Here is a 25,432-nt window from a genome sequence, read left to right as displayed (position 1 = left end):
CCGCACCCTCCGCACGCGCCTGAGGGTCTCCGGCGCTGCTGGCCGCACCCGTCGTCGTGCTCTCGATGATCCCTCCGCTGCAGTTCGCGAACTGGCAGTGGCTGTGCCTGATGCTCGCCGCGCCGGTCGCCGTCTGGGGGGCGTGGCCGTTCCACCGGAACGCGGTGAGGGCGCTGCGGCACGGCTCGACGACGATGGACACGCTGATCAGCCTCGGCGTGCTCGCGGCGTTCGGCTGGTCGTTGTACGCCCTCTTCCTCGGCGACGCCGGGCGCCCCGGGATGAGCATGCCCGTCGAGCTGCCCGGCTCCCGCTCGGGCCACGACGAGATCTACCTGGAGGTCGCGGCCGCCGTCCCGGTCTTCGTGCTCGCCGGCCGGTACCTGGAGGCGCGCTCGAAGCGCGACGCCGGGGCGGCCCTGCGCGCGCTGCTCGATCTGGGGGCCAAGGACGCGGTGCGCGTGACCGCCGAGGGCGCGGAGGAGCGCGTCCTGGCGGCCTCGCTCGCCGTCGGCGACCGGATCCGCGTGCGCCCGGGCGAGGTCGTCGCCGCCGACGGCACGGTGCCCGAGGGCTCGAGCGCGGTGGACGCGAGCATGCTCACGGGCGAGAGCGTCCCGGTCGAGGCGGGTCCCGGATCCGCTCTCGCCGGGGGTGTGCTGAACGCCCACGGGGTGCTGACGGTGCGGGTCGACCGCGTCGGCTCCGACACCGTCCTCGCCCGGATGGGCCGCCTCGTCTCGGACGCGCAGGCGGGCAAGGCGCGCATCCAGCGCCTCGCCGACCGCGTCTCCTCCGTCTTCGTCCCCGTCGTCGTCGTGCTGGCGCTGGCCACCCTGGTCGGCTGGCTGCTGACCGGCGCCGAGCTCGCGGCCGCCGTCTCGCCGGCCGTCGCGGTGCTCGTGGTCGCCCGCCCGTGCGCGCTCGGCCTCGCGACTCCTGACCGCGGTGCTCGTCGGCACCGGCCGCGGCTCGCAGCTCGGCATCCTGATCCGCGGACCCGAGGTCCTCGAGAGCAGCCGGCGGATCGACACGGTCGTCTTCGACAAGACCGGCACGCTCACCACCGGCGCCTTCGAGGTCGTCGACGCGAGCGGCGACGAGGCGCTGCGGATGCTCGCGGCCGTCGAACGCGGCTCGGAGCACCCGCTCGCCGCGGCGATCGTCCGCGGCGCCGAGCAGCGCGGTCTCGTCGTCCCCGAGGCGAGCGGGTTCCGCGCGAGCGCCGGCTTCGGCGTGCGGGCGCGCGTCGAGGGGCGCCTGGTCGTCGCGGGCCGCCTGCGCCTGGCTCGAGGAGCGTGGGGCTTCGCGCCCGGCGCCCTCGCCGAGCAGGCCGACCGGGCCGGGGAGAGCGGCGGCACCGTCGTCGGCGTCGGCTGGGACGGCGAGCTGCGCGGTCTCGCCGTGCTGCGCGACGAGCCGCGGGCCGAGGCCTCGCGGGCGGTCGCGTCCTTGCGCCGCCGCGGACTGCGCGTGCTCCTGCTCACCGGCGACAACCCGCGCGCGGCCGCGGCGGTCGTCCTCCGCCGTCGGCATCGACGAGGTGATCGCGGAGGTGCTCCCGGAGGAGAAGCTCGCGGTCGTCGAGCGCCTGCGCTCCGAGGGGCGCAGCGTGGCGCTGGTGGGCGACGGGGTGAACGATGCGGCGGCCCTCGCGGCGGCCGACCTCGGCATCGCGATGGGCGCCGGCACCGACGCCGCGATCGAGGCGAGCGACATCACGCTCGTCGGCGACGACCTCGCCCGGGTGCCCGACGCTCTGCGCCTGGGCCGCCGGACGCTGGGCGTCATCCGCGGCAACCTCTTCTGGGCCTTCGCGTACAACGTCGCGGCGATCCCGCTGGCGATGGCGGGGCTGCTCGGCCCCCTCGTCGCGGGAGCGGCGATGGCGTTCTCGAGCGTGTTCGTCGTGCTGAACAGCCTGCGGCTGCGGGCCTTCCGCGCCGAGGACTGAGGCGGCGCCGGGCCCTGGCGCTCGTCGGTCCGCCGTGATCGACTGGGGCGATGCGCACCGAGACCCGCCAGGGCGTCCCCTCCTCCTCGTCGACGACGACGGGCCAGCACTCTCCACCCCCGAGGACGCGCTCGCGCTCGTCGCCGGGACCTACGACGGCGACGTCGAGACGGTGGTCGTGCCTGTCGGCCGCCTCGACCCCGAGTTCTTCCGCCTGCGCTCCGGAGTCGCGGGCGAATTCGTGCAGAAGCTCGTCAACTACCGCAAGCGCCTCGTCGTCATCGGCGACATCACCGCCGCCGTCTCGGACTCAAGCGCGTTCCACGACTTCGTCGTCGAGTCGAACCGGGGCGACCACCTGTGGTTCGTCCCCGCGCTCGACGCGCTCGACGCCCGGCTGTCCGGCTCGGACTCCCCCGAGGCGCCCGGCTCCGAGGGCGGAGTCGGAGCCCACCCCGGGTCCGGCGCACTGATGGCGCTGCTCGTCCCGGACGCGGCCGGCGGCTCCCCCGCGGCTGGACGGACCTGTCCGCCTCCTCCTGCTCGCCGACACCCACCTGCCCCAGCGGGCGAAGGAGCTGCCGAAGGAGGTCTGGCGCGCCGTCGACGAGGCCGACCTGGTCGTGCACGCGGGCGACTGGGTCGACGAGGCCGCCCTCGATGCGCTCGAGGCGCTGTGCTGCACGGCTGCTCGCGGTGTGGGGGAACAACGACCCGGAGGGGCTGCGCGCGCGCCTGCCCGAGGTCGCGCACGCGGTCGTCGGCGGCCTGCGGGTCGCCGTGGTCCACGAGACGGGCGCGGCGTCGGGACGCGAGACCCGCGCCGACGCCGCGCACCCCGACACCGACGTGCTCGTCCTCGGGCACAGCTTCGCTATCCCCTGGGACTCGACGAGCCCGGCGGGGATGCGCCTGCTCAATCCGGGCTCGCCGACGGATCGACGCCGCCAGCCCGCGTGCACCTACCTGACAGCGGTGGCCGAGGCGGGCGCGCTGCACGACGTGCGGCTGGTGGAGCTGCCGCCACGGGTGCCGGCGGCTCCGCGCCTCCTGTAGGCACTCAGCGCTCCCCCGCTCACCACTCCCCGCGCCGCGACAGCTCGCGCTGCAGGCTCCGCGGAGCGGGGCGCCCGGAGCGCCGAGCAGCTCGCTCAGCCCCCGCGTCCCTCCCTCCGCGAACGCGCGACGCTGGCGGGCGGCCCCCGTGCCGATCCTCGCCAGCCGCTCGAGCCCGTCGTCGACGGCCTCCGTATCGCCGCTCGCGCGCAGCTCGCGGTCGATCCACTCGCGCAGCTCCGCGACGACCTCGGCGGCCGGCAGCGCCCGCCCCTCCCCGGGCGAGAGCAGCGTGCCGTCCAGGCCGAAGCGGCCCGCGTGCCAGAGCCCCGCGTCCAGCAGCTCCGGCGCGAGCGGGGAGCAGGGCTCGCCGGCCTCCGCCCGCTCGAGGCCCGAGCGCACGAGCGCGCGGCAGATCCCCGCGAGCAGCACCGAGTCGGCGGCGCCGAGCTGTGCGTCCGCCACCCGGATCTCGAGCGTCGGGTAGCGCGACGACAGGCGCGCCTGCCAGGCGATCGCCTCGCGGTCCACGCTCGAGCCGAGCCCGATCAGCGCGCGCTCGCGGCGGTCGTAGTCGTCCGCGCCGGTGAAGAGGGGCGGCGCAGCCGGCCGTCGACCAGCGCCGCAGCGCCACGCTCCGCCAGCTCCCGAACCCCGAGTCGGCCTCGCCCTGGAACGGCGAGTTGACCGGAGAGCGCGAGCAGCGTCGGCAGCCAGACCCGGAGCCGGCTGAGGGCGGCGGCTCTCCGCGTCGCGGTTCGGCACCTCGACGTGCACGTGCAGCGCCTGAATGCGGTGCCCCTCGAGCGGCGCCCCCATCCGCTCGCCGACCTCCCGGTAGCGCGGCTCGGGCGACAGCGGCGGGCGCGCCCCCGGAGGAGAAGGGGACGCCGACACCCGCGGCCAGCGCGTCGAACTCCGCCGCGGTCGCTGCGAGGCGCGAGCGGAACGACGAGAGGCACTCGTGCGCCTGCGCGAGGCTCCGCAGCACCGGCGAGGTGAACTCCGAGCTGGCAGGCGAGGAACTCGCGGCCCACGCAACCGCCGAAGTTCGGATCGCCGAAGAACTCGGAGTAGACCGCGTTGCCCAGGTCCAGCGGTCGGAGCCCCGCGGCGTCCAGCAGGACGAACTCCTCCTCGATCCCGAAGCCGAGCATGGCTGCCTCCCGATCCCCGGTCCCCGCGACCTCGTCGTCGCTCGAGGGGTCCGATGACGCGACGCTAAGCGAGCCCGAACGGTGTCGGGGAGGGCCTTGACGAACCCCCGCGCACGCGGTCCAGGACGTTCCGCGCCCTCGGCGCAAGGGGGTGGCGACGAAGTATGGTCCGCCTAAGCTCGATGGAATGACCGGTTCGCACGACACCCCCGACACCGCGCACCTCCGCCCGGTCGGGCTCGACGACGCCACCGTCGCCGCACTGGGCAAGCTGTCCGAGGCCTTCGGAGACCGTCGAGCACGCCCGCGGCCTGCTCTACGGGTTCCACCGCCTCACCGGCGCCGCCGACCTCGCGCTCGGCGAGGCGGTCGAGGCGTTCCGGGAGGCGGGCACCCAGGAGGGCCGACAGGCTCGAGTCGGAGCTGGTCGGCCGCAACGTCATCGAGGGTCGATGGACCTTCCAGATCGTCGAGGACTACGACGACACCTACTACTCGGCGTTCCGCGATGGAGCGCGCCGCCCGCGACGAGCTCGCCGACGGGCGCCGCCACCTCTTCGAGTCCGAGATGAAGGAGGACCGCCGGCACGGCGGCCGCCGCCACCACGAGTCCCGACTGGAACGCGGATGAACGCCGTCATCCGGATGCACGCCGCCTCGCTGCGCGTCAAGGCCGCGACCCTGGTCGCGCAGGGCGCACCGGGGGCCCCGATCAGGAGGACACGATGAGACGCACGATCCTGAGCATCGACGGACGCCGGTTCCTCCTCTCGCTCGCCCTCGACACCGAGGAGCTCGAGAAGCGCCTCGTGCAGGCCGTGCGCGATCACGGCGACATGGTGAGCTTCACCGTCGCCGGCGAGCGCGAGGTCTGCGTCCTCGTCTCCCCCGGGGTGGCCGTGATCCTCGAGCACGAGGACGTGCCGGCCGAAGACCCGGACGCCGAGGACGCGCCCTTCCACTACGACGACGTCGAGTACCTGAGCCAGGACTCGAACCCACCGCCCCGCGAGGGCTCAGACCGCGCCCGCGAGGGCCCACAGGTGGTACGCCGCGTGCGCCCGGTGCGGACGCCAGCGCTCCGACTCCCGCATCGGCCGCCGCCGTCGAGACGCCGCCGAGCGCCCGCCGCAGCACGAGATCGCCCGCCGGGAAGGCATCGGGATCGCCGAGCAGGCGCAGCGCGAGGTAGTCCGCCGTCCACGGACCGATGCCGGAGATCGCGAGCAGGAGGCGCCGCTGCTCGGGCAGATCACCGGCGGCGTCGAGCACCAGGCCGTCGGCGAACGCGGCCGCGACGGCGCGGACGGTGCGGGCGCGGGCGTTCGTCACTCCGATCGCCGCCCGCAGCTCCTCGAGGGGCACGGCGAGCAGCTCGACGGGGACGGGAACAGCCGCAGTCCCGCAGGGCCCGAGCCGCCGAACGCCGCCACCGCCCGTCCGGCGAAGGTGTGGCGCGCCGCCGCGACCGACACCTGCTGCCCGAGCACCGACGCCACAGCGGCCTCGAACGGCTCCGGATAGCGGATCGCGCGCAGACCGGGCCGCGCCGCGACGGACGCGGCGAGCCGGGGATCGGCGGACAGCGCCGCTCCGATCGCCTCGACGTCGGAGTCGAGATCGAGCCAGGCGCGCACCCGGACCGCGACCCGGTCGATCGCATCGCCGTCCGCCGTCACGAGCGCTCCCGCCTCCGTCAGCTCGAGGACGACGTGGCGCGGTCGCCCGTCGACGACGAGCAGGCGCTCGAGCCGGCGACCGCCCTCGGCCACCCGCTCGGCACCGGGGACCGCGTGGTTGCGGAGGAGGCTCGCGGTGGCCGCGAGGTCGACGGGCCCGTCCGCCCGGAGCTCCACCGTGCGCGTCTCGCTCAGGGGATCAGCACCACCTTGCCGCCCGCGCGGCCCGGACGCGACCAGCCCGAGCGCGGCGGCCGCCTGAACGAGCGGGAAGGACGGACCGAGGACGACCTCGAGCTCGCCGCGACCGGCGGCCTCGACGAGGGGCTCCCGGGCGGAGTCGCGCAGCGCGGTGCCGGGGTCGGCCCCGCTCCCCCACCCAGCCGCAGCACGCCGCCGAGCCGCTCGGCGTGCTCGAAGCCGGCGATGGTGGCGATGCGGGAGCGGTCGGCGACGACGGCGACCGAGACGTCGAGCGCCTCGTCGGTGCCGGCCGTGTCGAGCGCGACGTCCACCCCGTCGGGTGCGGCCCCGCGCACGCGCTGCTCGAGGCCCGGCCTCGTAGGCCAGGGGTTCGCCGCCGAAGCGCCGCACGACCGGGGCGCCGCGCCCGCTCGCCGTGCCGAGCACGCGGGCCCCGCGCGCGACGGCCAGCTGCACGAGGAGGCTGCCGACGGCTCTGCTCGCCCCGTGCACGAGCACGGTCTCGCCCGCCGCCACCCGGGTGGCCTCGAGCAGGTGCACCGCGGTCGTCGCCGGTCAGCAGGAGCCCGGCCGCCGCCTCCCAGCCGAACCCCGCAGGCTTGGGCAGGACGGACGACGCCCTCGCGAGGAGCTCCTCGCTCCAGCCGCCCGAGACGCGGAACGCGACCACTTCGTCGCCGACGCGGAGCGCACCGAGCGGACCGACCGCATCCTCGCCCACGGCCGTGACCACTCCCGAGACCTCGCCGCCTCGGGCGGACGGGGGTGCGGCCCCGCCCGAACACCCCGGAGAGCAGCTTCGCGTCGGAGGGGTTCACCCCCGCGGCGCGCACCCGGATCCGGACGGACCCCGGCCCGGGCTCGCCGGAGCTCGACCTCGGCCGGGCGCAGCGACGCGATCGAGTACTCGTCGGCGAGCATCTGCAGAACCATGCCGTCCCCTCCGGGATCGTGCTCGGGGTCCGAGCAGGGCCGACGCTAGCACCGGCGACCGACACCGGAGCAGCCGGTTCCCGTCGGTCCGAGAACGCGCGTTCTGACGACGCGTACCATGGGACGATGCCCGCGACCACGACAGCCGACGCCCTCCCGGCGTCCTCGACCCCGGGTGGGGCGGTGCCCGTCCCCACCCCCGCGAGGCGATCCTGGCGGCGGCGGACCGTCTCTACTACGCGCGCGGGATCCTGTCGGTCGGCATGGACGAGCTGCGCACCGCGGCCGGCGTCTCGCTCAAGCGGCTCTACCTCGAGTTCCCCAGCAAGCGAGGCCGTCGTCGTCGCCGTCCTGCACGGCCGTCACGCCGGATGGACCGCCGGGGTGACCGCCCGCGTGGCCGGGGTCGAGGGGGCCCGCGAGAAGCTCCTCGCCATCTACGACTTCCTCTTCGACTGGTTCTCGGAGGACACGTTCCGCGGCTGCGGGTTCATCAACGCCTTCGGCGAGCTCGGCTCGTCGAACCCCGCCGTCGCCGAGCTCGCGCGCGAGCACAAGGCCGTGTTCCAGCGCTTCCTCGCCGAGCTGGCCGAGCAGATCGGAGGCGACGCCGAGCTCGCCGCGCAGCTCGCGATCCTCGCCGAGGGCGCGCAGACCACCGCGGCGATCGCCGGCACGCCTGAGTCCGCGCTGCACGCCCGACGGGCCGCAGAGATCCTGATCGACGCGGTCTCGCGCCGGACCGCCTGAGGGCGGCTACGCCTCGCCGCCGCCGGGCGGCCCGACCACGAGCAGCGCCGTGAACACGACGGCGACGGCCGCGAGCACCAGCGCACCCGCGAGCACCGGTCGGACGAGAGCCCAGCGCAGCAGCCGGCTCGCGAGGCGGTGATCGCGCGGATCGTCCCCGGCGGCCCGGCGCCACTCCCCTCGAGCAGACCGCGTCGCTCGAAGCCGCGCTCGAGCGGGACGGTCGCGTACGGGACCACCGCGCTGGCGAGCGCGAGCACCGTCGCCGCGATCGACCAGCGCTGGTTGACCGAGAGGACGAGCGCCGCCGCGCCGTACGCGAGGAAGGCGAAGCCGTGGATCGGGCCGGCGACGCTGACGGGCCAGTCGCCGACTCCGACGGCGTACTTCAGCAGCATGCCGGCGATCAGGAGGGTCCAGGTCACCGCCTCGACGACGGACAGGACGCGGAAGAGTCGACGGGGCTCATGGCCGGGAGACTACGTCACCGCCGCTCCGGAAGCCCTGAGGGAGCGCGATGCGGGCGGAGGGGGACGGAGCGTCCGGTCAGTCGAGGACGCCCGTGAGCGAGAGCGCCGAGAGCGCGCCGACCGCCAGCGTCGCGACGGTCGCGAGCAGCCCGTGCAGCCGCATCCGCGCGGGAGCGGTCGGGCCGGCGCCGTGCAGGCCGCTCCAGAGCCGCCTCCGCCACGGTCGCGGCCGAGGGGCGCTCCTCCGGGTCGAGCGCGGTCATCGCGGCGAGCAGAGCGCGCCAGCGCTCGGGGAGCCCGGCGGGCAGGACCGGGGCGTGGTGCATCCGCTGCAGGGAGATCTCGAGGGTCGTGCCCTCGTAGGCCCGCTTCCCCGTCAGGGCCTCGAGCAGCACGAGGCCGAGCGAGTAGACGTCGGAGGACGGCCCGACGGGCCCCGCGCCCACGCTCTCGGGGCTGAGGTACCCGGCGGTCCCGACGAGCAGGTCCGGACGGGTGAGGCGCGCGTCGTCGACGGAGCGCGCGATGCCGAAGTCGCTGAGCTTGGCATCGCGGAGGGAGGAGCCGGCCGGCACCGGACGCGATCGCACGAGCACGTTCTCGGGCTTCACGTCGCGGTGCAGCACATCGCGGGCGTGCAGGTGGGCGAGCGCGTCGGCGACCTGAGCGCCGACCTCGGCGATCATCCGCTCGTCACGCGACGAGAACCACGCAGCGGCCGGGTCGGCGGGATCGAAGTACTCGAGGACGAGGTAGGACAGCTCCCTCCTCCTGGGCGATCTCGCCCTGATCGAGGATCTCGACGACGCTGGAGTGGCGGGAGTCGATGAGCATGCGGATCTCGCGCTCGCGGCGGGCCCGCTCGTTCGGGGTGTCGGCGACGGCGCGGTGCACCTTGACCGCGACGGGCCGGGCGAGGCGCAGATCGCGAGCGCGGTAGACGCTCGCGCTGCCTCCCTCGCCGATGCGCTCGAGCACGAGGTAGCGGCCGGACAGGGTCGCTCCGAGGAGCGGATCGACGGAGGTCCCGGCGGGGAGGAGGTCGAGCTCGTCGATCACGCCGCATCACCCCCTGAATATCGCTAGCTCGTCTAACTAGCTACGAGAGTTCTATCGGAGGGGACGTCGCCGCACAAGCCGGTGGGACGGGGTTTGGCATCACTAGATGTTCTTGCTACATGACTGTCTAGACTGTCCTGCATGGACGACGTCGCGACCACTCGACCCGGAGCCTTCTGGTTCCCGGGTGAGTCGAGCGAGCCCGGTGCGGTCGAGGTGCTCGCCGCGATGAGGGCGTTCCGCACGGCCGAGACCGCGATGCGCCGCCGCACGCGCGGGTCGATGGGGATGGGCGAGAACGACCTCCTCGCCGTCCAGTTCCTCATGCGCCGCCAGCAGACGGGTCAGCACGTCAGCCCGAAGGACCTCGCGGCCTACCTCGGCATCTCCTCCGCCTCCACCACGGTCCTGATCGACCGCCTCGTGAAGAGCGGTCACGTGGTGCGCCAGCCGCATCCGAGCGACCGCCGGGCCATCCGCATCGTCGCCACGCCGACCTCCCACCGCGAGGTGCGCGAGACGCTCGACGAGATGCACCGCCGGATGCTCGAAGCGGCCGAGCAGCTCGACCCCGTCGAGGCCCGCACGGTGATCCGCTTCCTCTCGACGATGCGCGACATCGTGGAGAACCCGGCCGAGACCGCCGACATCGCGTTCGCGGACCAGGCGTTCGCGGACGAGCTCGTCGAGAGCGCTCCGGAGCGCCGCCGCGCCTCGACGCGCGGCCCGTCCGGGCTTCCGGCGACGCCTTCGTCACCCCTCGCCATCCGTTCACCTGCGGTGGCTACCGTGTCGCTGAGCCGACGGCAAGGACTGGCGCACGCCGCTCGCCGTGGAGCGTGTAGTGCGGGTCGCGCCGAGGGTCAATCCCCCGAGCAGAAGTAACTAGCTTGACTAGTAGGAAGTCCGTCTAGCGATATGCTGATCGGACCGCATCCACTCGTCTGATCGGAGAAGATCATGGGCAACATCCTCTACGGCACCCCTCCCGCCTCGATCGAGGTCGAGGACCGGGCTCTCGCCCATCTCCAGATCGTCATCATCAACAAGTTCCGCCGCGACGAGCGCTTCCTGCTGACCCTGGACGCCTCCCCCCAGGCCGGCACCGGCCGCCGCGGCGTGTGGATGCACCCGACCATCCCGATCCAGTTCGAGTTCAAGGGCAGCCGCCAGCCCACCATCAACCCCGAGTGGGTCGAGGCGCTCATGGAGCGCGCGAACAGCGGAGCGGGGCTGCGCATCGTCCCCGAGCCGGCGTCGCAGGCCGCCGTGCCGCTGCGTCGGGCCGAGTCCGCCGCCTGATCCGCCCCGGCACCCGGATCGATCGGCTCCCGATCGAGCATCCGATCCGGACGACCTCCTTCGAAGGCCCGATCCCCAGCGGGGACGGGCCTTCGGTGCGTTCGAGACCGACGATCGTCGGTCTGAACGGCCACCCCGCAAGTGGTTGACATTCCGCGCCAGAACCCAGATACGCCCCCTACACTGCGAGGGCGGTGCGGAGGGCGTTCCGGCGGGCTCGCCCCCGAGCCGCACGCATGACCGACCGCTGGTCGCCGGGTCCCCCTGCCCGCGACCAGCGGTCGGGTGCGAGGCGCACCCGAAGCGCCGCGGACAGGTCCGCCACCCCCAGGAGCCGGGCGACAATGACCATCGAGATCTCACCCTGCAGCGAGGAGCGCGTCGAGCCCCTCGATCCCTCCGACGGCGTCGACGTCCGTGCCGACGGCAGCAGCGGAGCGACGGCCGACGACTCCCGCGACCCCGGCGCCGCCCACGCCGAGGTCCTCCCCGGAGCCGTCCTCACCGCCGTCGTGACCGGCGGTCCCCGAGCAGTGGCGCGTCGTCGCCGTCCTCGGCATCCGGGTCCTCGCGGAGCGCCCCGAGGGCTCCGAGCGCCGCAGCTTCACCCTCCGCTTCGTGCGCTGCCGGCTCGCGCTCCCCGCCGACGAGCAGGAGCCCCGTCAGCGGGGAGCGGGCCGCCGGAGCGCCTAGGGCCTGCTGAACAGGCCCCGACGCCTCCTGAGGGCGGTCCTCACGCCTCGAGCGCCGGCTCCGGCCGGGCCGTGCGCCCGAGTCGCGCGAACAGGCGGTCGAACACCGCGCGGCGGTCGAACCGCAGCGCGTACTCGCGGGCGGCGACGGCCAGTCGGGCGCGCTCGGAGTCGTCGAGCCCGAGGATCGCGTGGTCCAGGAGCGACGCGATCGCGTCCGGATCCTCCACCGGGACGACGAAGGCGTGCTCGCCGATCGCCTCCTCGATCCCGCCGGTGAGGGTCGTGATGACGGGACCGCCCCCGGCGAGCATCTTCTCGGCGAGCGCGATGCCGAACGTCTCGACGAACTCGGGCCGGGGCTTGCTCGGCAGCACGAACGCCGAGCAGCCGGCCATCAGGTAGGGCTTCTCGGCGTCTCCGACGTCGTCGAGGAACCGGATGCGGTGCGCCAGCGGCGAGGCGGCCGCGATCCGGCGCAGCTCCGACTCCTCGAGGGCCGCGCCCCGCGATGACGAGCTCGTGCTGCTCGTGGACGCGGCTGCGCTCGTAGCCGGCGATGAGGTCCTCGACGCCCTTGGCCTCGGTGAGGCGCGAGAGGAAGAGCACGTAGCCGTCCCGGCGGAGCCCGCGTGCCCGGATCAGGTCGTCGAGGGCGACCGGATCGAGGTCGGAGTAGGCGTCGGAGTCGATCGCCGGGTACGAGATCGCGATGCGGGACCGGCACTGCTCGGCGAAGCGCGTGCCGTGCACGGCGTCGATCTGCTCGGCCTCCTCGACGACGAGGTCGCGGGTGTACTCCGAGACGGCGACGCAGTGGTCCTGCGAGAGATAGGAGGCGAAGATGTGGCGGCGGCGCCCAGACGCCCCTCCTCGACCGCGCGGCGGACGACGTTCGTGACGTCGGAGCCCACCGCCTCGGCGATGGTGGTGACGTTCACGGGCAGCCCGCTGCTCCAGGCGGCGCGGAGGGCGTCGGACACCGCGATCGTGTGCGGGCTGAGGTAGAGCGACAGGCAGACCGTCGGCACCCCGTCGGTGAACAGCTCGATGAGGCGGCCGATCATGCCGGCGAGGTAGCGGCCGTCCGGCACCTTGTAGTCGCCGACCGGTGCCGGCCGCTCCACGATGATGCCCTCGCTGTAGGGCAGGACCGCGTCCAGCGGCTTCAGCGGCAGACCCGCCGCCTCGAGTCGCTCGATCGGCCAGGTGACGATGCGGACCTCGTCGAAGCCGCGCTCGAGCGCCGTCTCGGCGAGATTGCGCGCCTCGACCGAGTGCCCGCAGATCACGGGATCCGCCCGGACGACGATCACGAGCCGATTCTGCACGGTGCTCGCGTGAGTGCTCTGGTCCATGGTCTCCTCCTAGGGCTGGGTGGTGCTGGTGGTCGTGGCGGCGGGCCGCGCGGATGCGACGGCGGCCGGTGCTCCGGGGCATTCGCCCACTCCGACGGCTCGGGTCCGAGGTGCAGGGTGAGCTCGCCCCCGCGGTGCAGCTCGGCCGCGCTGATAGCGCTCGACACGAGGGGTGCGCCGTTGAACTCGGCCGACTGCACGTACTGCACCGCTCCACCGGGCACGGGCTCGACGAAGCCGGTGGTGCGGATCTCGAGGTCGGCCCCGCCGACGGCGACCGAGACCCGGGAGAACGCCGGTGCGTTCACCAGGACGAGTCCCTGCCCGGCGACCGGGAACAGCCCCAGGCTCGCCCAGACGTACCAGGAGCTCAGCCCGCCGGAGTCGTCGTTGCCGGGCAGCCCGCCGCGGCCGGTGCCGAAGCGCTGGTGCAGCACGCCCTGCACGATCTCGGCCGTGCGGTCGGGCCGGCCCGCGTAGTGGTACGCCCAGGGAGCGTCCATGTCGGGCTCGTTGTTGAGGCCCTCGAAGCGCCCGAGCGCGGCTCCTCCGCCATCTCGGCGCGAGCGGGGCGCAGCCCGGGCTGCGTCACCGGCTCGGCGCCGTAGCCGAAGAACTCGTCGAGCTGCGCGACGAACGCGTCGTCGCCTCCGCTCAGCGCGATGCGGCCCGCCATGTCGTGCAGCAGACGGAAGGAGTAGTTGTGGCGCGTGCCCTCGTAGTAGGTGGAGTCCTTGAGCAGCCCGGTGCGGAGGTCGAAGGCGTTCACCCACTGCGCGGCGCGCTCCTCGAGCTGCTCCGCGAGCACCCGGTCGCCGACGTGGCGCGCCACGACGGCCGTGCACCAGTAGCCGTGGGCCAGGTCGAGGGTGTGGCTGATCGGATGCGCCTCGCCGGCCGCGAGGAACTCCTCGCCGTAGGTGCGCTTGAGGTCCTCCGCCATGTGCACGAGCGCCGCGTCCCAGTCGATGCCGGGCAGGCCCAGTCGGCAGAGGTCGGCGAGGAAGGTGTGCGCCAGGGCGCTGCCCTGCCGCGAGAAGCGGTCGCTGCCCTTGGCCATCCGGTAGCCGATCGGGAAGTTGCCCTCCTCCTCGCAGATGGTGAGCAGCGCCGCTCCGATCTCGACCGCACGCTCCGGGATCAGGGCGGTGAGCAGAGGCAGCTGGGTGCGGTAGATGTCCCACATGGTGCTGATGTCGAAGACGAAGGGGCCGTCGGTCGGCCAGAACGGGCTCTCGGAGGGGGCGAGGCACGGCTTGATCAGCGAGTGGTACAGCGCGGTCGAGAAGACGGTCTCGCGGTCGACGGACGGGGTGTCGACGGCGATCCGGCGCAGGTGCTTCCGCCACGTCTTGCGGGTGCGGTCGCGGCGCTGGTCGAAGCCGGTGCCGGTGGGCGGCACGTCGCGATGCAGGTTCTCGCGGGCGCGCTCGGTCCCGCGGAGCGAGAAGCCCATCCGGAGCTCGACGGTCGTGCCGGGCTCGCTCGGCCCCGCCCACATCAGGCCGAACGGGCGGAGGGTGGTCGGGCGGATGTGGTCGAAGTCGAGCCGGGTGCCGCCCGGCATGAGCCGCCGGTCGTACCAGAGCATCTGGCGCCAGTGCAGTGCGTCGCACTCGAGGTGCACCGCGAGGGGCGCGCCCTCCATCACGACCTCGCCGCTCGCGACGCCGGGCGAGATCGACCGCAGCTGCGCGCGCAGCGGCACGGTCGCTCCGCTCGGGATGGCGAGGCCGCCGAGCGAGAGGTCGACGACGACGCGGGCGCTGCGGTGGCGCGGGAACGTGTAGCGGTGCACGGCCGAGGCGGGGCCGACGGTCAGCTCGGCGCGGACCCCGGAGGAGAGGGTCGCCGCGTAGTAGCCGGGCTCGGCGACCTCGTCGACGACGTCCCAGCTGCGGCCGAGCTCGTCGAGCGGCTCGATCATGGGCGTGACGCGGAGGTAGTTGTAGTACTTCCGGATCGCCCCGGTGCCCGACTGCTGGAAGTGCGTGAAGCCCGAGGCCTCGATGCCCTCGCGGATGAGCGAGGGCACGCCCTCGAGCGCCAGGTCGTAGCGTCCGTATCCGGTCGGGTAGGCGCCCGAGTAGGAGCAGGCCGAGACCATGCCGAGCGGTACGTCGCTCCGGGGTGCGTGTTGCCGATCAGCGGCTTGGGCGACCACCAGGTCGCGGCGAGACCGGTGGGCTCGGCGAGCGCCGTCGCCTCCGTGCCGATGAACGGGTCGACCCGCTCGATCATGCTCCGCTCACCGCCGCCGCCATGCCGTGACGCTAGGTGCGGTCGGTGTCATCGGGGTGACGGGGAGGCGACGGGACGGCGACGGTCGGGAGGACGGGGAGGTGCGCGGGGGCTCGCCCTACGGGATCAGCTTCTCCGCGCGGTAGCGGTCGAACAGCGCGGTGAAGGAGTCGGCGGTGCGGTGGTGCAGCGTGAATCCGGCGAGGCGGGACTTGCTGATGTCGGTCACGACCTCGATCTCGCGGCCGAGGTCGGCGTCGGTGTGCCACCAGGACGCGACACGGCCGAGGTCGGGCTCGATCAGGCCGTGCTGCTCGACCAGGCGCTGCCAGACGGGCTGCGCGTCGGCCATCTGCTGCTCGAGCGGCTGCGGCTCCTCCCCCGGGCCCACCGGCTCGACGCCGAAGTGCTCGGCGAGGCGCGTCCACATCCAGCGCCAGCGGAAGACGTCGCCGTTGACCACGTTGAAGGCCTCGTCGCGACCAGCCTCGACGTCGAGGCCCAGACCATCTGCGCGGCGAGCACGGTGGCGTCCGTCATGTCGGTGAGGCCGTTCCACTGGGTGAGCGAGCCCGGGAACACGAAGGGCCGGCCGAGCTCGCGCTGGATCGAGGCGTAGACCGCGAGGGTCAGGCCCATGTTCATGGCGTTGCCGACCGCGTGGCCGATCACGGTGTGCGAGCGGTGCACCGACCAGGTGAAGCCCGCGCGCTCGGCGGCGGCGAAGAGCTCGTCCTCCTGCGCGTAGTAGAAGTTCGGGGCGTCCAGCCGCTCCTCCTCCTCGTGGAAGGGGGTGTCGGGCATCGCGCCCTGGCCGTACGCCTCGAACGGGCCGAGGTAGTGCTTGAGCCCGGTGACCAGGGCGACGTGCTCGAGCGGAGCGTGCGCCAGCGCGGCGAGGAGGTCGCGGACCATGCCGGCGTTGACGGCGATGTTCTCCTCCTCCGTCTCCTGGCGCGACCAGGCGGTGAAGTAGACGTGCGTCGGCCGCTCGTCGGCGAGCACGCGGGCGAGGTCGTCGGCCGAGCGCAGGTCGGCCGCGAGCGGGCGGACGCCGGGACGCTCGGCGATCGGCCGGCGCGAGAGGGCGGTGACGGGCCGGCCCTGCTCGGTGAGCAGATCGACGAGGGCGGATCCGGCGATGCCGGTCGCGCCGACCACGAGGGCGCGGCGGTCGGAGTCGGCGGGAGCGGAGTGTGCGGGGACGGGTGCGTCGAAGTCATCCCCTGTGCCAACACCGAGCGTCGCCAGGCATTCCCCGGTCCAGCTCTCCTCCCCAGCCGCCCGACTTCCCCGCACTCCCCGTAACACCTGGACACAGAGCCCGCCGCGTCGCGCCCGGCGGCTACCGTCGCTCCCGTGCCGCCGCCTCCGGCGCGCCGTTCGAGAGGAGCCGACCATGTCCGTCGCCACCGCCGCCGCGCCCACCGCCACCGCCGCCGCACCTGCCCCGGCCGTCGGGACCGTGCCCTACGACGAGCTCGCCGCGCGCTTCCGCCCGCTCTTCGCCGAGATCGCGGCGGGCGCCTCCGCCCGCGAGCGCGACCACGTGCTGCCGGCCGAGCAGATCCGGGCGCTGGCCGCGGCCGGCTTCGGCGCTGTGCGGGTGCCGATCGAGAACGGCGGAGCAGGGGCGACCCTCCCCCAGCTCTTCCGGCTGCTGACCGAGCTCGCCTCGGCCGACTCGAACATCCCGCAGGCCCTGCGCGGGCACTTCGCGCTCGTCGAGGACCGCCTCGTCGCCACCGACGGCACGCGCGAGCGCTGGCTCCAGCGCTTCGTCGACGGCGAGATCGGCGGCAACGCGTGGACCGAGGTCGGCACCGTCGCCATCGGCGACGTGAACACCAAGGTCAGCCCGATCGAGGGCGATGCCGAGCGCTTCCTCGTGAACGGCACCAAGTACTACTCGACCGGCAGTATCTTCGCCGACTGGATCGACGTCTTCGCCCAGCGCTCCGGACACCGGCGCGACGGTCATCGCGATCGTCGACGCCCGTCAGGGCGGAGGTGACGCACGCCGACGACTGGGACGGCTTCGGTCAGCGCACCACGGGCTCCGGCACCAGCACCTTCGTCGACGCCGTGGTCGCGGCCGAGGACGTCGTCGACTTCGGCACCCGGTTCCGCTACCAGACCGCGTTCTACCAGGCCGTGCTGCTGTCGGTGCTGGCCGGATCCATCGCCGCCGCCGAGCGCGAGCTCGCCGAGGCGGTGCGCGGCCGCACCCGCATCTACTCGCACGGCAACGCCGACTCGTACGCCGCCGATCCGCAGATCCTGCAGGTCGTCGGGCAGGTCTCGGCCGCCGCGTACGCCGGCTCGGCGATCGTCGAGAAGGCCGCCGCAGGCCCTGCAGCTCGCCTACGAGGCCGCGTCCGGAGAGGACGTCGTCGAGGAGGAGCGGCTGAACGACCTCGCCGAGCTCGAGTCGGCGCAGGCGCAGATCGTGCTGACCCAGCTCGCGACCCGCGCGACGTCCGACGTGTTCGACGCGCTCGGCGCCTCCGGAGTGAGCACGACGAAGAACCTCGATCGGCACTGGCGCAACGCCCGCACCGCCGCGAGCCACAATCCGTGGGTCTTCAAGGCGCGGATCGTCGGCGACCACTCGGTGACCGGTGCGCTCCCTCCGCGGGTCTGGTCGATCGGAGCGGGCCCCGGGCGTCGCGCGTAGCGGGGGATCCCGCCGCCCCGACCAGCGCCCGGCTCAGCGAGAGGTCAACCCGCTGGAGGTGCTCGCGGCGCCCCTTCTAGGGTGCGGAGCGACCGGAGACGAGGCGCCACGGGGGGACCGCGCACGTCTCTCCGTCCTCGCTCCCGACGACGGAAGGGCCGCTCCGCCATGCCTCGAACCACACCGCACAGCACACCCAGCAGCACGCTGCGCAGCACGCGGCAGGACACCGGGAGCCGGGGTCCGGCCGCGCTCTCCGGCGTCGAGGACCGGACGCCTGCTCGGCGTCGGACTCCTCGCCCTCCTCCTCGTCGCCGGGCCCCTCGCGGCCCCGCCCGCGGCCGCCGCGGACGCCACGGTCCCGGTCGTCAGGATCACATCCCCCGCCTCGGGCAGCACGGTGTCGGGGCCGGCCACCCTCGTCGCGACGGCGACGGACGACGTCGGCGTCGCCTCCGTCTCGTTCTGGTCCGGCAGCACGCGCGTCGGCGACGGCGCGAAGCGCTCGGACGGCCGCTGGGCCCTCACCGCCGACACCCGCGCCTGGCGCGACGCGACCTACACCGTGACCGCCCGCGCTGGGGACGCCGCGGGGAACACCGGGACCAGTGCGGGGGTGCGCCTCATCGTGCGGAACGCGGGGGCGCGACTCCGACGCCGACGGCGACTCCGACTCCGAGTGCCACCGCCACTGCGGCGCCCCCGCCGACGCCCACTGCGACTCCCACCCCGACCGCCGCGCCGACCTCCGCACCCACCCCGGCTCCGACACCTCCTCCGACGACCGCGCCCACTCCGACCCCCACCACGGTCCCCAGCCCCTCCGGCGTCCCCGTCGGCGTGCCCGCGCCGATCGCGCAGTGGGACTTCACCGAGTCGGCCGCCCCGTTCCGCACCACCGCGGCTGACCTGCCGCTCGCGCAGGCCGGGCGGACGGCCGCCACCCGTGTCGCGACCCCTGGGGCACGGGCCTCTCGCTCACGGGCTCCAGCTACCTGCGCCTGCCGGCCGCTTCGACCGGCAGGCTCACGATCGGCGCGTCGAAGAACACGGTCACGGTCGCCGCGTGGGTGCGGGCCACCGACACCGACACGGGCTTCGTCGCCGGCTCGTGGACCGAGGACGCGAACCAGCCGCGCCGCTCCTACGGCCTGTTCTACGACCTCGGGACCTACGGCGGTGCCGACCGGGCCAACTTCCACGTCTCGCGATCGGGCGGGCCGACCCCGGGTACCCCTACTCCCGCGATTACTCCGCCTCGGGCACGAGAATGACGCGCTCCGTCTGGCAGCTGCACGTCGGCACCTACGACGGCGCGCAGGCGGTCTCGTACCTCGACGGCGTCGCGACCGCCTACCCGAGGTACACCGACACGCTCCGCAACACGTACGCGAAGAACCCCTACCTGTTCCCGCACGGGCTGAACCCGGTCGCGGGCGACTTCACGGTCGGAGGCGTCCAGCTCACGGGCAAGGCCGGCAACTTCGCCCGCGGCACCGTCGCCAAGGTGCGCGTGTGGGACCGGACGCTGACGGCCGGCGAGGTGAAGGCTCTCTACGACGCCGAGAGCGCAGCGCTGCGCTGAGGGTGCTCGGCGTCCTCGCGCGGTGACGCGTCACAGCCCGGGCAGCGGGTAGCGTCGGGGGTGAGACTTCCGTGGCAGAACCGGGGCGAGCGCGAGAGGCTTCCGCGCGACGTCCTGGTCCTCGGGATCGTCGCGTTCTTCGTGATGCTGGGCTTCGGCGTCGTCGTCCCCGTGCTGCCCGTCTACGTCCGCAGCTTCGGCGTCGGCTACGTGGAGGTCGGCGCGGTCGTGTCGGCGTTCGCGCTGATGCGGCTGGTCGCGAACCTGTTCGTCGGGCCGCTCGTCGACCGGCTCGGCGAGCGCGTGGTGCTCGCGACGGGCATCGGCATCGTGGCGCTGTCGAGCGCGCTGGTGGGGCTCGCCGGCGACTACCTGCACCTGCTGCTGCTGCGCGGGGCGGGCGGGATCGGCTCGGCGATGTTCTCGGTCGCGGCGATGACGCTCCTCCTGCGCACGGCGGCACCGGAGCGGCGCGGGCGCCTCGATCGGCTTCTACCAGGGCGGGTTCCTGCTCGGCGGCATGGCGGGCCCCGGCGGTCGGAGGCGTGCTGACCGCGATCTCGCTGACCGCTCCCTTCTTCTTCTACGCGGGCACGCTCGCCGTCGCGGGGCTGGTCGGACTGGTGCTGCTGCGCCGCCCCGAGCGGGACGCGGCGGCGGGGACGGCCGCGGTCGTCCGGCCGATGCGCGAGGTCGTGCGGGACCGCCGCTACCAGAGCGCCGTGCTCGCGAACTTCGCGCTCGGCTGGTCGGCGATGGGCGTGCGGGCCACCTCGTGCCGGTGCTGGTGGTCGAGGGCCTCGGCGACGACCCGGCCTGGACGGGCATCGCCTTCGCGATCGCGGCCGTCGTGCAGACCGTGGCGCTCGCTCCGGCCGGCCGCTTCGTCGACACGGTGGGTCGCCGGCCCGCACTGATCGGCGGCTTCGCCGTCGCGGCGCTGGCGATGCTCGCGATGCCGCTCGTCTCGGAGCTGTGGCTGCTCGTGGTGCTGCTCTGCCTCTACGGAGCGGCGGCCGCGTTCATGGGGACGGCGCCGGGCGCCCTCGTCGGCGACGCGGCGGGCGATCGCGGCGGACGGCCGGTCTCGGTGTTCCAGGCGGCCTCGGACCTCGGCGGCGTCATCGGCCCGCTGCTCGCCGGCCTGCTGGCGGACACGGCCTCGCCGACCGCCGCCTTCGGGCCTGGCCTTCGTGCTGCTGGGACTGACCGCGCTCGTCGGGCTGCGGATCCCGCGCCGGGGTCCCGCCCTCTAGCTGTTGCGCCTCGCGCGCGTCCACGGGCCACGCGTCGGCGCCCCCGTCGGCGAGCAGCACCCGGTACTCGTCGGCCAGGTCTCACCGCGACGCATGACGTGGTTCGGGGCGATGCGGACCCGCGAGCCGAGCGGCAGGTCGATCCCGGTGATCGTGGCGTGGTGCTCCGAGAGCACCGTGACGCGCGCCTCCGGGTGCTCGGGCAGCCGCCCGAAGCCGCTCGAGACGGCCCCGCGATCGGAGGAGAGGACCTTGCTGCCCGCGTCGGCGATCAGCCGGCCGTCGTGCCGCGAGACGATCGTGGCGAGGACCGTGACGGCGATCGACTCCGGTCCGATCGTGCCCATCTCCCACTGCTGGGCGTCGCCGAGCGATGAGACCCCGGGCGCAACTCCGTGAGGACTCCCGCGTCGGCGAAGTCGGCGGACGGAGTGGAGCCCCCGCTGATGACCCGCGCCGTGACGCCGACGGAGGCGAGGGACGCGGCGGCAGCGGCGAGCGCCTCCGCCTCGTCGCGGGCGGCGGCGGCCCGCGCGTCGAGCGCGTAGCTGTGGCCCGGGAAGGTGAAGACGCCGACCACGTCGAGTCCGGCGGCGACGGCGGCGGCCGCGACCTCGCCCGCCTCGTCGGCCGGCACCCCGCTGCGGTGGTGGCCCGAGTCGATCTCGACGACGACCTCGAGGCGCCCGCGCTCGTCCACCGGGATCGCCGCGGCGGCGCGCTCGGCCGAGGCGGCGGAGTCGACCCCGATACGCACGCGCGCGGTGCGCAGGACCCGGCGCAGCCGTCCGGCCCGGCTCGGTGTCGAGCCACAGCGGGTACGCGATGAACAGGTCGTCGCAGCCGCCCGCGGCGAAGACCTCCGCCTCGGACACCGTGGCGACCGTGAGTCCGACCGCCCCGGCGGCCAGCTGACGCCGGGCGATCTCGAGCGGACTCAGTGCGTCTTGGCGTGCGGGCGCAGCGCCAGCCCGCGGTCACGGGCCCGGGCGGCGGTCGCGGCGATGTTGCGGTCGAGGACCGCCTCGTCGAGCACGAGCGCGGGAGTGACCAGGGAGTCGAGGGAGTCGGAGACCATCTCCCGATCCCGGCAGGGGTGCCGTCCGGGTGCGAGGCGGAGCAGAATGCCGCCATGAGCGCCGCCGCCGTCACCGTCGAGGAGTACCTGTCCGCGTTCCCGCCGGAGCGACGGGAGCGGCTCGAGGAGGTGCGGCGCCTGATCCCCGCCGCGGCGCCCGGGGCCGAGGAGCGGATCCGCTACGGCATGCCGGCCGTGATGCTGGGCGGGCCGCTACGCGATCCACTGGGCCGGCTGGAAGACGCACGTGGGACTGCATCCGGTGCCCCGGCTCTCGCCCGAGCTCGAGCACGAGCTCGCGCCGCTGCGCACGGGCAAGGACACGGTCGCGCTGCCCTGGGGGCGCGAGCTGCCGGCGGACCTCGTCTCGCGGGTCGCCGCGGCGATCGTCGAGCTGAGGGAGGACGCCGCCCACCCCCTGCAGTCCCACCCCCTACAGTGAGGACCACCCCGTCGCCGATCGAGAGCCCGCCGCCATGACTCCCGCCCCCGATGCCGACGTCCCTGGATCCCCGTCCCCGAGACACCCGCTCCCGCGCACGCCGCGACCGCCCGCACCCCCTTCGCCGCCGTCGGTGCCGTGAGCGCGATCCTCCGCACCGAGGGCGCCATCTACGGCACGGTCCTCGCGATCACGCTGATCGCGGTCGGCTGGGACGACGACACCGATCCCGAGGTGCTGCTGTTCCTCCTGGGCTCGGTGAGCGTCTTCTGGCTCGCGCACCTGTACGCGGGCACGCTCGCGCGCGCTGCCGGAGGCGGAGCCCGGCGTGCGCACGATCCTCGACGCGGTGCTCGCCACGCGCACGGCACTCGATCGGGATGCTCGTGGCCATGGTCGTGCCCGCGGCGCTGCTCGCGCTCGCCCCCTGGACTGGTCGAGGATGGACCGCCTACTACCTGGCGCTCGGCTCGGGCGTCGCGATCCTGGCCCTTCTGGGCTACCTCACCTCGGCCTCGCCGCGTGGAGCCCGCCCGGCCGCCGCGTGCTGAGCACCCTCTGCACGATGCTGCTCGGGCTCGTCGTGGTCTGGCTGAGCACGCTGGTGCACTGAGCACGCTGGTGCACTGAGCACGCTGGTGCACTGAGCACGCTGGTGCACTGAGCCACGCTGGTGCACTGAGTCCACCCACTGACAGGCTGGGGGCATGACATCGCAGTCCTCGAATTCGAGCTCCCCTCTCCTCCGCCCGTTCGGCCCCTCCGGCGCCTCGGTCACCCGGCTCACGCTCGGCACGTCCTGGAACCCCGAGCGCGTGCGGGACCTCGAGACGGTGCCCGCCCTCGAGCGGGTGCTCGGCTCCTCCGCCGATCGCGCCGTGTCGGTGATCGACACCTCCAACGAGTACGCGCAGGGGCACAGCGAGCGGCTGATCGGCGAGGCGCTGCGGGCGCACGGCGGGTTCCGGACGGCATCACCGTCGTGACGAAGCTCGACCGCGATCCCGAGACCGGCAGCTACTCGGGCGAGCGGATGCGGCGCAGCCTCGACGAGAGCCGCGAGCGCCTGGGCATGGACGTGCTCCTGCTGCTCTACCTGCACGACCCCGAGCGCATCTCGTACGAGGAGGCGTTCGCCGAGGACGGCCCCGTGCGGGCCCTCGTCGCGATGAAGGAGGCCGGCGTCGCGCTCTCGATCGGCATCTCGGGCGGACTCCGCGCCGATGCTGCACCACTACGTCGAGACGGGGCTGTTCGACGCGGTGATCACGCACAACCGCTGCACGCTCGTCGACCGCTCCTCGGACGAGCTGATCGACGTCTCGGTCGACCGCGGCGTCGTCGTGGTGAACGCGGCGGTCTACGGCGGCGGCGCGCTCGCCCGCTGGCCCAGCCGGTCGAGACGTACGCCTACCGCCCGGCTCCCCCCGAGATCGTGCAGGCGGTCACCGAGATGGGCGAGGCGTGCGACCGCGCCGGGGTGCCGCTCCGGGCCGCCGCCCTGCAGTTCTCGACCCGCGACGAGCGGATCACGACCACCGTCGTCGGCGCCACGACGGCCGAGCACTTCGACGAGTTCGTCGCCGACGACGCGCTCGAGATCCCGGACTCGCTGCTCGAGGAACTCGCCGCGCTCACCCCGCCGAGCACCGTCTGGCAGGAGGCGCCCGGCTCGACCTGGCCGAGCTGACCCTCGCGCCGCCGGGAATGACGGGCGGCCGGGAGCGGTTGTCACCTGGATGACCACCGCTCCCGCTCTGCTCCAGCCCCTCACCCTCCGCTCCCGTACCGCCCGCAACCGCCTCTGGGCGGCTCCGACGTGCCAGTACTCGGTCGAGGCGCGCGACGGGGTGCCGACCACCTGGCACCTCGTGCACCTGGGCTCGATCGCGCGCGGGGCGTGGGCGTGCTGATCGCGGAGGCGACGGGAGTCGTGCCGGAGGGACGGATCAGCCCCTGGGACACCGGCCTCTGGACCGACGAGCAGCGCGACGCCTGGGCGCCGATCGTCGACTTCGTGCACGAGCAGGGCGCCCTCGCCGGGGTGCAGCTCGCGCACGCCGGGCGCAAGGCGTCGACGTACCGCGAGTGGAGCGGGCGCGGAACGGTGCCGGCGGAGGAGGGCGGCTGGGACACGGTCGCCCCGTCGGCCGTCGCCTTCGAGGGGCTACGCCGCCCCGCGGGGCCCTCGACGCGGACGAGCTGCCCGGCCTCGTGCAGGCGTTCCGCGACTCCGCCCGCCGCGCCGTCGAGGCCGGCTTCGACGTGATCGAGATCCACGCCGCCCACGGCTACCTGCTGCACCAGTTCCTGTCGCCGCTGTCGAACCGGCGCGAGGACGCCTACGGCGGCTCCTCGAGAACCGCGCGCGGCTCCTGCTCGAGGTCGTGCGCGAGGTGCGCGCCGAGATCGGCGAGCTGCCGCTGCTGGTCCGCTTCTCGGCGACCGACTGGGCGGAGGGCGGCTGGGACCTCGACGAGACGGTGACCGTCGCCGGCTGGGCGCGGGAGGCGGGGGCCGACCCTTCGACGTCTCCACCGGCGGCCTGGTCCGCGGCACGGACATCCCGGTCGCTCCCTCTACCAGGTGCCGTTCGCGGCCGCGGTGCGCCGGGCGACCGGAGCACCGGTGGGAGCGGTGGGCCTGATCACGACGTCCGAGCAGGCGGAAGGGGTGCTCGCCGCGGGCGAGGCCGATGTCGTGCTGCTCGCGCGGGAGCTGCTGCGCGACCCGCACGCCGCCTCGCGCATGGCGCAGGAGCTGGGCGCCGACCTGGACGCGGTCGTGCCGCCGCAGTACGCGCGCGCCTGGCGCCGAGCGCACAGCGCACGCGAGATGCCACTCGCGGACGCCCTGGGGCGTGCGCACGAGTGGCATCTCGCGGAGGTGTACCCGAGTCTCAGGACTCGTCGTCGGCGGGGGCGTCCTCTTCGGGATTGAAGTGGAGTCGCCGGTCACCCGACGGCCAGGCCGCTCTCGGAGTCGGGGATGGTGCCGTCGTCGCCGAGGCCGCCGTCCTTCTTCTCACCTCGGAGTCGTTCAGGGAGCCGGTCGTGCCGGACATCGGAGCCTCAGGCCTCGACGTCGCCGCGCCAGGCGCCGTCCGGAGTGCCCCTTGGACTCGATGTACTCCTTGAAGTTCTTCAGGTCCTTCTTGACGGCGTGGCTGCCGGCGCCGACGAGCGAGCCGAGCGACTCGAGGAAGCCCTTGGGCTCCCAGTCGAGCTGCACGGTGACGCGGGTCTCGGAGTCCGAGAGCTTGTGGAAGGTGACGACACCGGCGTGGTCGGTCTCGCCTCCGGTGCTGTTCCACGCGACGCGCTCGTCGGGGTGCTGCTCGGTGATGTTGGCCTCGAACTCGCGCTCGACCGGTCCGACCTTCACCTTCCAGACGGTGAGGACGTCGGTGACCTGCTGGATCGACTCGACCTCGTCGAGGAACTTGGGGAACTCCTCGAACTGGGTCCACTGGTTGTAGGCGACGGACACGGGGACGTTGACGTCGACGGTCTCGATGATCTGCGGCACGGTGGTGCTCC

The 25,432-nt window shown here is 74.0% G+C and carries 26 protein-coding genes and 14 pseudogenes; 22 read left to right on the top strand and 18 right to left on the bottom strand.

Annotated elements, in window-relative coordinates:
* Positions 1 to 65 precede the first annotated feature (65 nt).
* The 5 genes and pseudogenes from AC0CII_RS20855 to AC0CII_RS20835 form a co-directional block, all read left to right on the top strand.
* Positions 66 to 881 (top strand): annotated as a pseudogene (locus tag AC0CII_RS20855) (P-type ATPase actuator domain-containing protein); the annotation flags it as partial.
* A gap of 67 nt (positions 882 to 948) precedes the next feature.
* Positions 949 to 1,467, top strand: a pseudogene (locus AC0CII_RS20850) (HAD family hydrolase); the annotation flags it as partial.
* A 76-nt stretch (positions 1,468 to 1,543) separates the two neighbouring features.
* The gene (locus AC0CII_RS20845; protein WP_465230533.1) at positions 1,544 to 1,954 is read left to right on the top strand and encodes an HAD-IC family P-type ATPase; all 411 of its coding nucleotides are present in this window, start codon (positions 1,544 to 1,546) and stop codon (positions 1,952 to 1,954) included.
* A gap of 34 nt (positions 1,955 to 1,988) precedes the next feature.
* A pseudogene (locus AC0CII_RS20840) lies at positions 1,989 to 2,342 on the top strand (DUF4180 domain-containing protein); the annotation flags it as partial.
* Positions 2,343 to 2,469: 127 nt separating this feature from the next.
* Positions 2,470 to 3,010, top strand: a pseudogene (locus AC0CII_RS20835) (metallophosphoesterase family protein).
* A 174-nt stretch (positions 3,011 to 3,184) separates the two neighbouring features.
* Here the strand turns inward: AC0CII_RS20835 and AC0CII_RS20830 are convergent.
* Positions 3,185 to 3,559 (bottom strand): annotated as a pseudogene (locus tag AC0CII_RS20830) (glutamate-cysteine ligase family protein); the annotation flags it as partial.
* Complete coding sequence (locus AC0CII_RS20825) at positions 3,559 to 4,167, bottom strand: hypothetical protein (RefSeq protein ID WP_465231138.1); 609 nt, start codon at positions 4,165 to 4,167, stop codon at positions 3,559 to 3,561. The gene AC0CII_RS20825 and the pseudogene AC0CII_RS20830, both read right to left, overlap by 1 nt.
* A 187-nt stretch (positions 4,168 to 4,354) precedes the next feature.
* Between AC0CII_RS20825 and AC0CII_RS20820 the strand changes: the two are divergent.
* A pseudogene (locus AC0CII_RS20820) lies at positions 4,355 to 4,798 on the top strand (hypothetical protein).
* Positions 4,799 to 5,013: 215 nt separating this feature from the next.
* On the opposite strand, the gene AC0CII_RS20815 reads toward AC0CII_RS20820, so the two are convergent.
* Together AC0CII_RS20815 and AC0CII_RS20810 are read right to left on the bottom strand one after the other, a co-directional pair.
* The gene (locus AC0CII_RS20815) at positions 5,014 to 5,532 is read right to left on the bottom strand and encodes a hypothetical protein (protein ID WP_465230532.1); all 519 of its coding nucleotides are present in this window, start codon (positions 5,530 to 5,532) and stop codon (positions 5,014 to 5,016) included.
* Positions 5,496 to 6,590, bottom strand: coding sequence for an AlkA N-terminal domain-containing protein (locus tag AC0CII_RS20810; protein ID WP_465230531.1), 1,095 nt, complete (start codon positions 6,588 to 6,590; stop codon positions 5,496 to 5,498). The genes AC0CII_RS20815 and AC0CII_RS20810 overlap by 37 nt, the downstream gene beginning before the upstream one ends.
* 602 nt (positions 6,591 to 7,192) lie before the next feature.
* Between AC0CII_RS20810 and AC0CII_RS20805 the strand changes: the two are divergent.
* Positions 7,193 to 7,733 (top strand): annotated as a pseudogene (locus AC0CII_RS20805) (TetR/AcrR family transcriptional regulator).
* A 260-nt stretch (positions 7,734 to 7,993) separates the two neighbouring features.
* Here the strand turns inward: AC0CII_RS20805 and AC0CII_RS20800 are convergent.
* The 3 genes and pseudogenes from AC0CII_RS20800 to AC0CII_RS20790 all read right to left on the bottom strand — a co-directional run.
* A pseudogene (locus AC0CII_RS20800) lies at positions 7,994 to 8,131 on the bottom strand (DUF3817 domain-containing protein); the annotation flags it as partial.
* A gap of 86 nt (positions 8,132 to 8,217) precedes the next feature.
* Positions 8,218 to 8,964, bottom strand: coding sequence for a serine/threonine-protein kinase (locus AC0CII_RS20795; protein ID WP_465231039.1), 747 nt, complete (start codon positions 8,962 to 8,964; stop codon positions 8,218 to 8,220).
* Positions 8,897 to 9,262 (bottom strand): hypothetical protein, encoded by a 366-nt coding sequence (locus AC0CII_RS20790; protein ID WP_465230530.1) that lies wholly within the window; start codon positions 9,260 to 9,262, stop codon positions 8,897 to 8,899. The genes AC0CII_RS20795 and AC0CII_RS20790 overlap by 68 nt, the downstream gene beginning before the upstream one ends.
* 141 nt (positions 9,263 to 9,403) lie before the next feature.
* On the opposite strand from AC0CII_RS20790, the gene AC0CII_RS20785 reads away from it, so the two are divergent.
* Together AC0CII_RS20785 and AC0CII_RS20780 are read left to right on the top strand one after the other, a co-directional pair.
* Positions 9,404 to 10,147 carry a MarR family winged helix-turn-helix transcriptional regulator gene (locus tag AC0CII_RS20785; RefSeq protein WP_465230529.1) on the top strand — a complete coding sequence of 248 codons (744 nt, stop codon included), beginning with the start codon at positions 9,404 to 9,406 and terminating at the stop codon, positions 10,145 to 10,147.
* Between the two features lie 75 nt (positions 10,148 to 10,222).
* Positions 10,223 to 10,564 (top strand): DUF7882 family protein, encoded by a 342-nt coding sequence (locus tag AC0CII_RS20780; protein ID WP_207406065.1) that lies wholly within the window; start codon positions 10,223 to 10,225, stop codon positions 10,562 to 10,564.
* Positions 10,565 to 10,923: 359 nt separating this feature from the next.
* Here the strand turns inward: AC0CII_RS20780 and AC0CII_RS20775 are convergent, their stop codons facing one another.
* The 6 genes and pseudogenes from AC0CII_RS20775 to AC0CII_RS20750 form a co-directional block, all read right to left on the bottom strand.
* Positions 10,924 to 11,124, bottom strand: a complete 201-nt coding sequence (locus AC0CII_RS20775) for a hypothetical protein (RefSeq protein ID WP_465230528.1) — start codon at positions 11,122 to 11,124, stop codon at positions 10,924 to 10,926.
* A 173-nt stretch (positions 11,125 to 11,297) separates the two neighbouring features.
* Complete coding sequence (locus AC0CII_RS20770; protein ID WP_465231038.1) at positions 11,298 to 11,738, bottom strand: glycosyltransferase; 441 nt, start codon at positions 11,736 to 11,738, stop codon at positions 11,298 to 11,300.
* Between the two features lie 159 nt (positions 11,739 to 11,897).
* Positions 11,898 to 12,614 (bottom strand): hypothetical protein, encoded by a 717-nt coding sequence (locus AC0CII_RS20765; protein WP_465230527.1) that lies wholly within the window; start codon positions 12,612 to 12,614, stop codon positions 11,898 to 11,900.
* A complete protein-coding gene (locus tag AC0CII_RS20760; protein ID WP_465230526.1) occupies positions 12,569 to 13,117 on the bottom strand; it encodes a glycoside hydrolase domain-containing protein in 549 nt (182 codons plus the stop codon). The genes AC0CII_RS20765 and AC0CII_RS20760 overlap by 46 nt, the downstream gene beginning before the upstream one ends.
* 113 nt (positions 13,118 to 13,230) lie before the next feature.
* Positions 13,231 to 14,721, bottom strand: a pseudogene (locus tag AC0CII_RS20755) (glycoside hydrolase domain-containing protein); the annotation flags it as partial.
* Positions 14,722 to 14,973: 252 nt separating this feature from the next.
* Positions 14,974 to 16,016, bottom strand: a pseudogene (locus tag AC0CII_RS20750) (SDR family oxidoreductase).
* Between the two features lie 238 nt (positions 16,017 to 16,254).
* Between AC0CII_RS20750 and AC0CII_RS20745 the strand changes: the two are divergent.
* From AC0CII_RS20745 to AC0CII_RS20735, 3 genes and pseudogenes are all read left to right on the top strand, one after another.
* Positions 16,255 to 16,869, top strand: coding sequence for an acyl-CoA dehydrogenase family protein (locus AC0CII_RS20745; protein ID WP_465230525.1), 615 nt, complete (start codon positions 16,255 to 16,257; stop codon positions 16,867 to 16,869).
* A 255-nt stretch (positions 16,870 to 17,124) separates the two neighbouring features.
* A complete protein-coding gene (locus tag AC0CII_RS20740; protein ID WP_465231037.1) occupies positions 17,125 to 17,532 on the top strand; it encodes a hypothetical protein in 408 nt (135 codons plus the stop codon).
* Positions 17,477 to 18,136, top strand: a pseudogene (locus tag AC0CII_RS20735) (Ig-like domain-containing protein); the annotation flags it as partial. The gene AC0CII_RS20740 and the pseudogene AC0CII_RS20735, both read left to right, overlap by 56 nt.
* Positions 18,137 to 18,155: 19 nt before the next feature.
* Here the strand turns inward: AC0CII_RS20735 and AC0CII_RS20730 are convergent.
* Positions 18,156 to 18,476: a hypothetical protein gene (locus AC0CII_RS20730; RefSeq protein ID WP_465231137.1), complete on the bottom strand. Its 321-nt coding sequence runs from the start codon at positions 18,474 to 18,476 to the stop codon at positions 18,156 to 18,158.
* A 126-nt stretch (positions 18,477 to 18,602) separates the two neighbouring features.
* Between AC0CII_RS20730 and AC0CII_RS20725 the strand changes: the two genes are divergently transcribed.
* The 5 genes and pseudogenes from AC0CII_RS20725 to AC0CII_RS20705 form a co-directional block, all read left to right on the top strand.
* The gene (locus tag AC0CII_RS20725; protein WP_465231136.1) at positions 18,603 to 18,806 is read left to right on the top strand and encodes a hypothetical protein; all 204 of its coding nucleotides are present in this window, start codon (positions 18,603 to 18,605) and stop codon (positions 18,804 to 18,806) included.
* A complete protein-coding gene (locus AC0CII_RS20720) occupies positions 18,803 to 19,117 on the top strand; it encodes a hypothetical protein (RefSeq protein ID WP_465231135.1) in 315 nt (104 codons plus the stop codon). The genes AC0CII_RS20725 and AC0CII_RS20720 overlap by 4 nt, the downstream gene beginning before the upstream one ends.
* A gap of 60 nt (positions 19,118 to 19,177) precedes the next feature.
* Complete coding sequence (locus tag AC0CII_RS20715) at positions 19,178 to 19,669, top strand: MFS transporter (RefSeq protein WP_465230524.1); 492 nt, start codon at positions 19,178 to 19,180, stop codon at positions 19,667 to 19,669.
* Entirely contained in the window at positions 19,663 to 20,034 is a 372-nt protein-coding gene (locus AC0CII_RS20710; protein ID WP_465230523.1) for a hypothetical protein, read from the top strand. The genes AC0CII_RS20715 and AC0CII_RS20710 overlap by 7 nt, the downstream gene beginning before the upstream one ends.
* A pseudogene (locus AC0CII_RS20705) lies at positions 19,944 to 20,237 on the top strand (MFS transporter); the annotation flags it as partial. The gene AC0CII_RS20710 and the pseudogene AC0CII_RS20705, both read left to right, overlap by 91 nt.
* Before the next feature lie 132 nt (positions 20,238 to 20,369).
* Here the strand turns inward: AC0CII_RS20705 and AC0CII_RS20700 are convergent.
* The 3 genes from AC0CII_RS20700 to AC0CII_RS20690 form a co-directional block, all read right to left on the bottom strand.
* The gene (locus tag AC0CII_RS20700; RefSeq protein ID WP_465231036.1) at positions 20,370 to 20,720 is read right to left on the bottom strand and encodes a hypothetical protein; all 351 of its coding nucleotides are present in this window, start codon (positions 20,718 to 20,720) and stop codon (positions 20,370 to 20,372) included.
* Positions 20,645 to 21,130 carry an alanine racemase gene (locus AC0CII_RS20695; protein WP_465230522.1) on the bottom strand — a complete coding sequence of 162 codons (486 nt, stop codon included), beginning with the start codon at positions 21,128 to 21,130 and terminating at the stop codon, positions 20,645 to 20,647. Before AC0CII_RS20695 ends, AC0CII_RS20700 begins: the two co-directional genes overlap by 76 nt.
* 180 nt (positions 21,131 to 21,310) lie before the next feature.
* Positions 21,311 to 21,451 (bottom strand): hypothetical protein, encoded by a 141-nt coding sequence (locus tag AC0CII_RS20690; protein WP_465230521.1) that lies wholly within the window; start codon positions 21,449 to 21,451, stop codon positions 21,311 to 21,313.
* 54 nt (positions 21,452 to 21,505) lie between these two features.
* Between AC0CII_RS20690 and AC0CII_RS20685 the strand changes: the two genes are divergently transcribed.
* From AC0CII_RS20685 to AC0CII_RS20665, 5 genes and pseudogenes are all read left to right on the top strand, one after another.
* Entirely contained in the window at positions 21,506 to 21,931 is a 426-nt protein-coding gene (locus AC0CII_RS20685) for a hypothetical protein (RefSeq protein WP_465230520.1), read from the top strand.
* Positions 21,932 to 22,031: 100 nt separating this feature from the next.
* Positions 22,032 to 22,523, top strand: coding sequence for a hypothetical protein (locus tag AC0CII_RS20680; RefSeq protein ID WP_465230519.1), 492 nt, complete (start codon positions 22,032 to 22,034; stop codon positions 22,521 to 22,523).
* 77 nt (positions 22,524 to 22,600) lie between these two features.
* Positions 22,601 to 22,879, top strand: coding sequence for a hypothetical protein (locus AC0CII_RS20675; RefSeq protein WP_465230518.1), 279 nt, complete (start codon positions 22,601 to 22,603; stop codon positions 22,877 to 22,879).
* Positions 22,876 to 23,583, top strand: coding sequence for an aldo/keto reductase (locus tag AC0CII_RS20670; protein ID WP_465230517.1), 708 nt, complete (start codon positions 22,876 to 22,878; stop codon positions 23,581 to 23,583). The genes AC0CII_RS20675 and AC0CII_RS20670 overlap by 4 nt, the downstream gene beginning before the upstream one ends.
* 49 nt (positions 23,584 to 23,632) lie before the next feature.
* Positions 23,633 to 24,707 (top strand): annotated as a pseudogene (locus tag AC0CII_RS20665) (NADH:flavin oxidoreductase/NADH oxidase); the annotation flags it as partial.
* 257 nt (positions 24,708 to 24,964) lie between these two features.
* Here AC0CII_RS20665 and AC0CII_RS20660 read toward each other — a convergent pair.
* Positions 24,965 to 25,421: pseudogene (locus AC0CII_RS20660) on the bottom strand (SRPBCC family protein).
* Between the last annotated feature and the right edge of the window lie 11 nt (positions 25,422 to 25,432).

This window comes from Rathayibacter sp. AC182, assembly GCF_979253875.1.
This window is presented reverse-complemented; position numbering and strand designations above follow the sequence as displayed.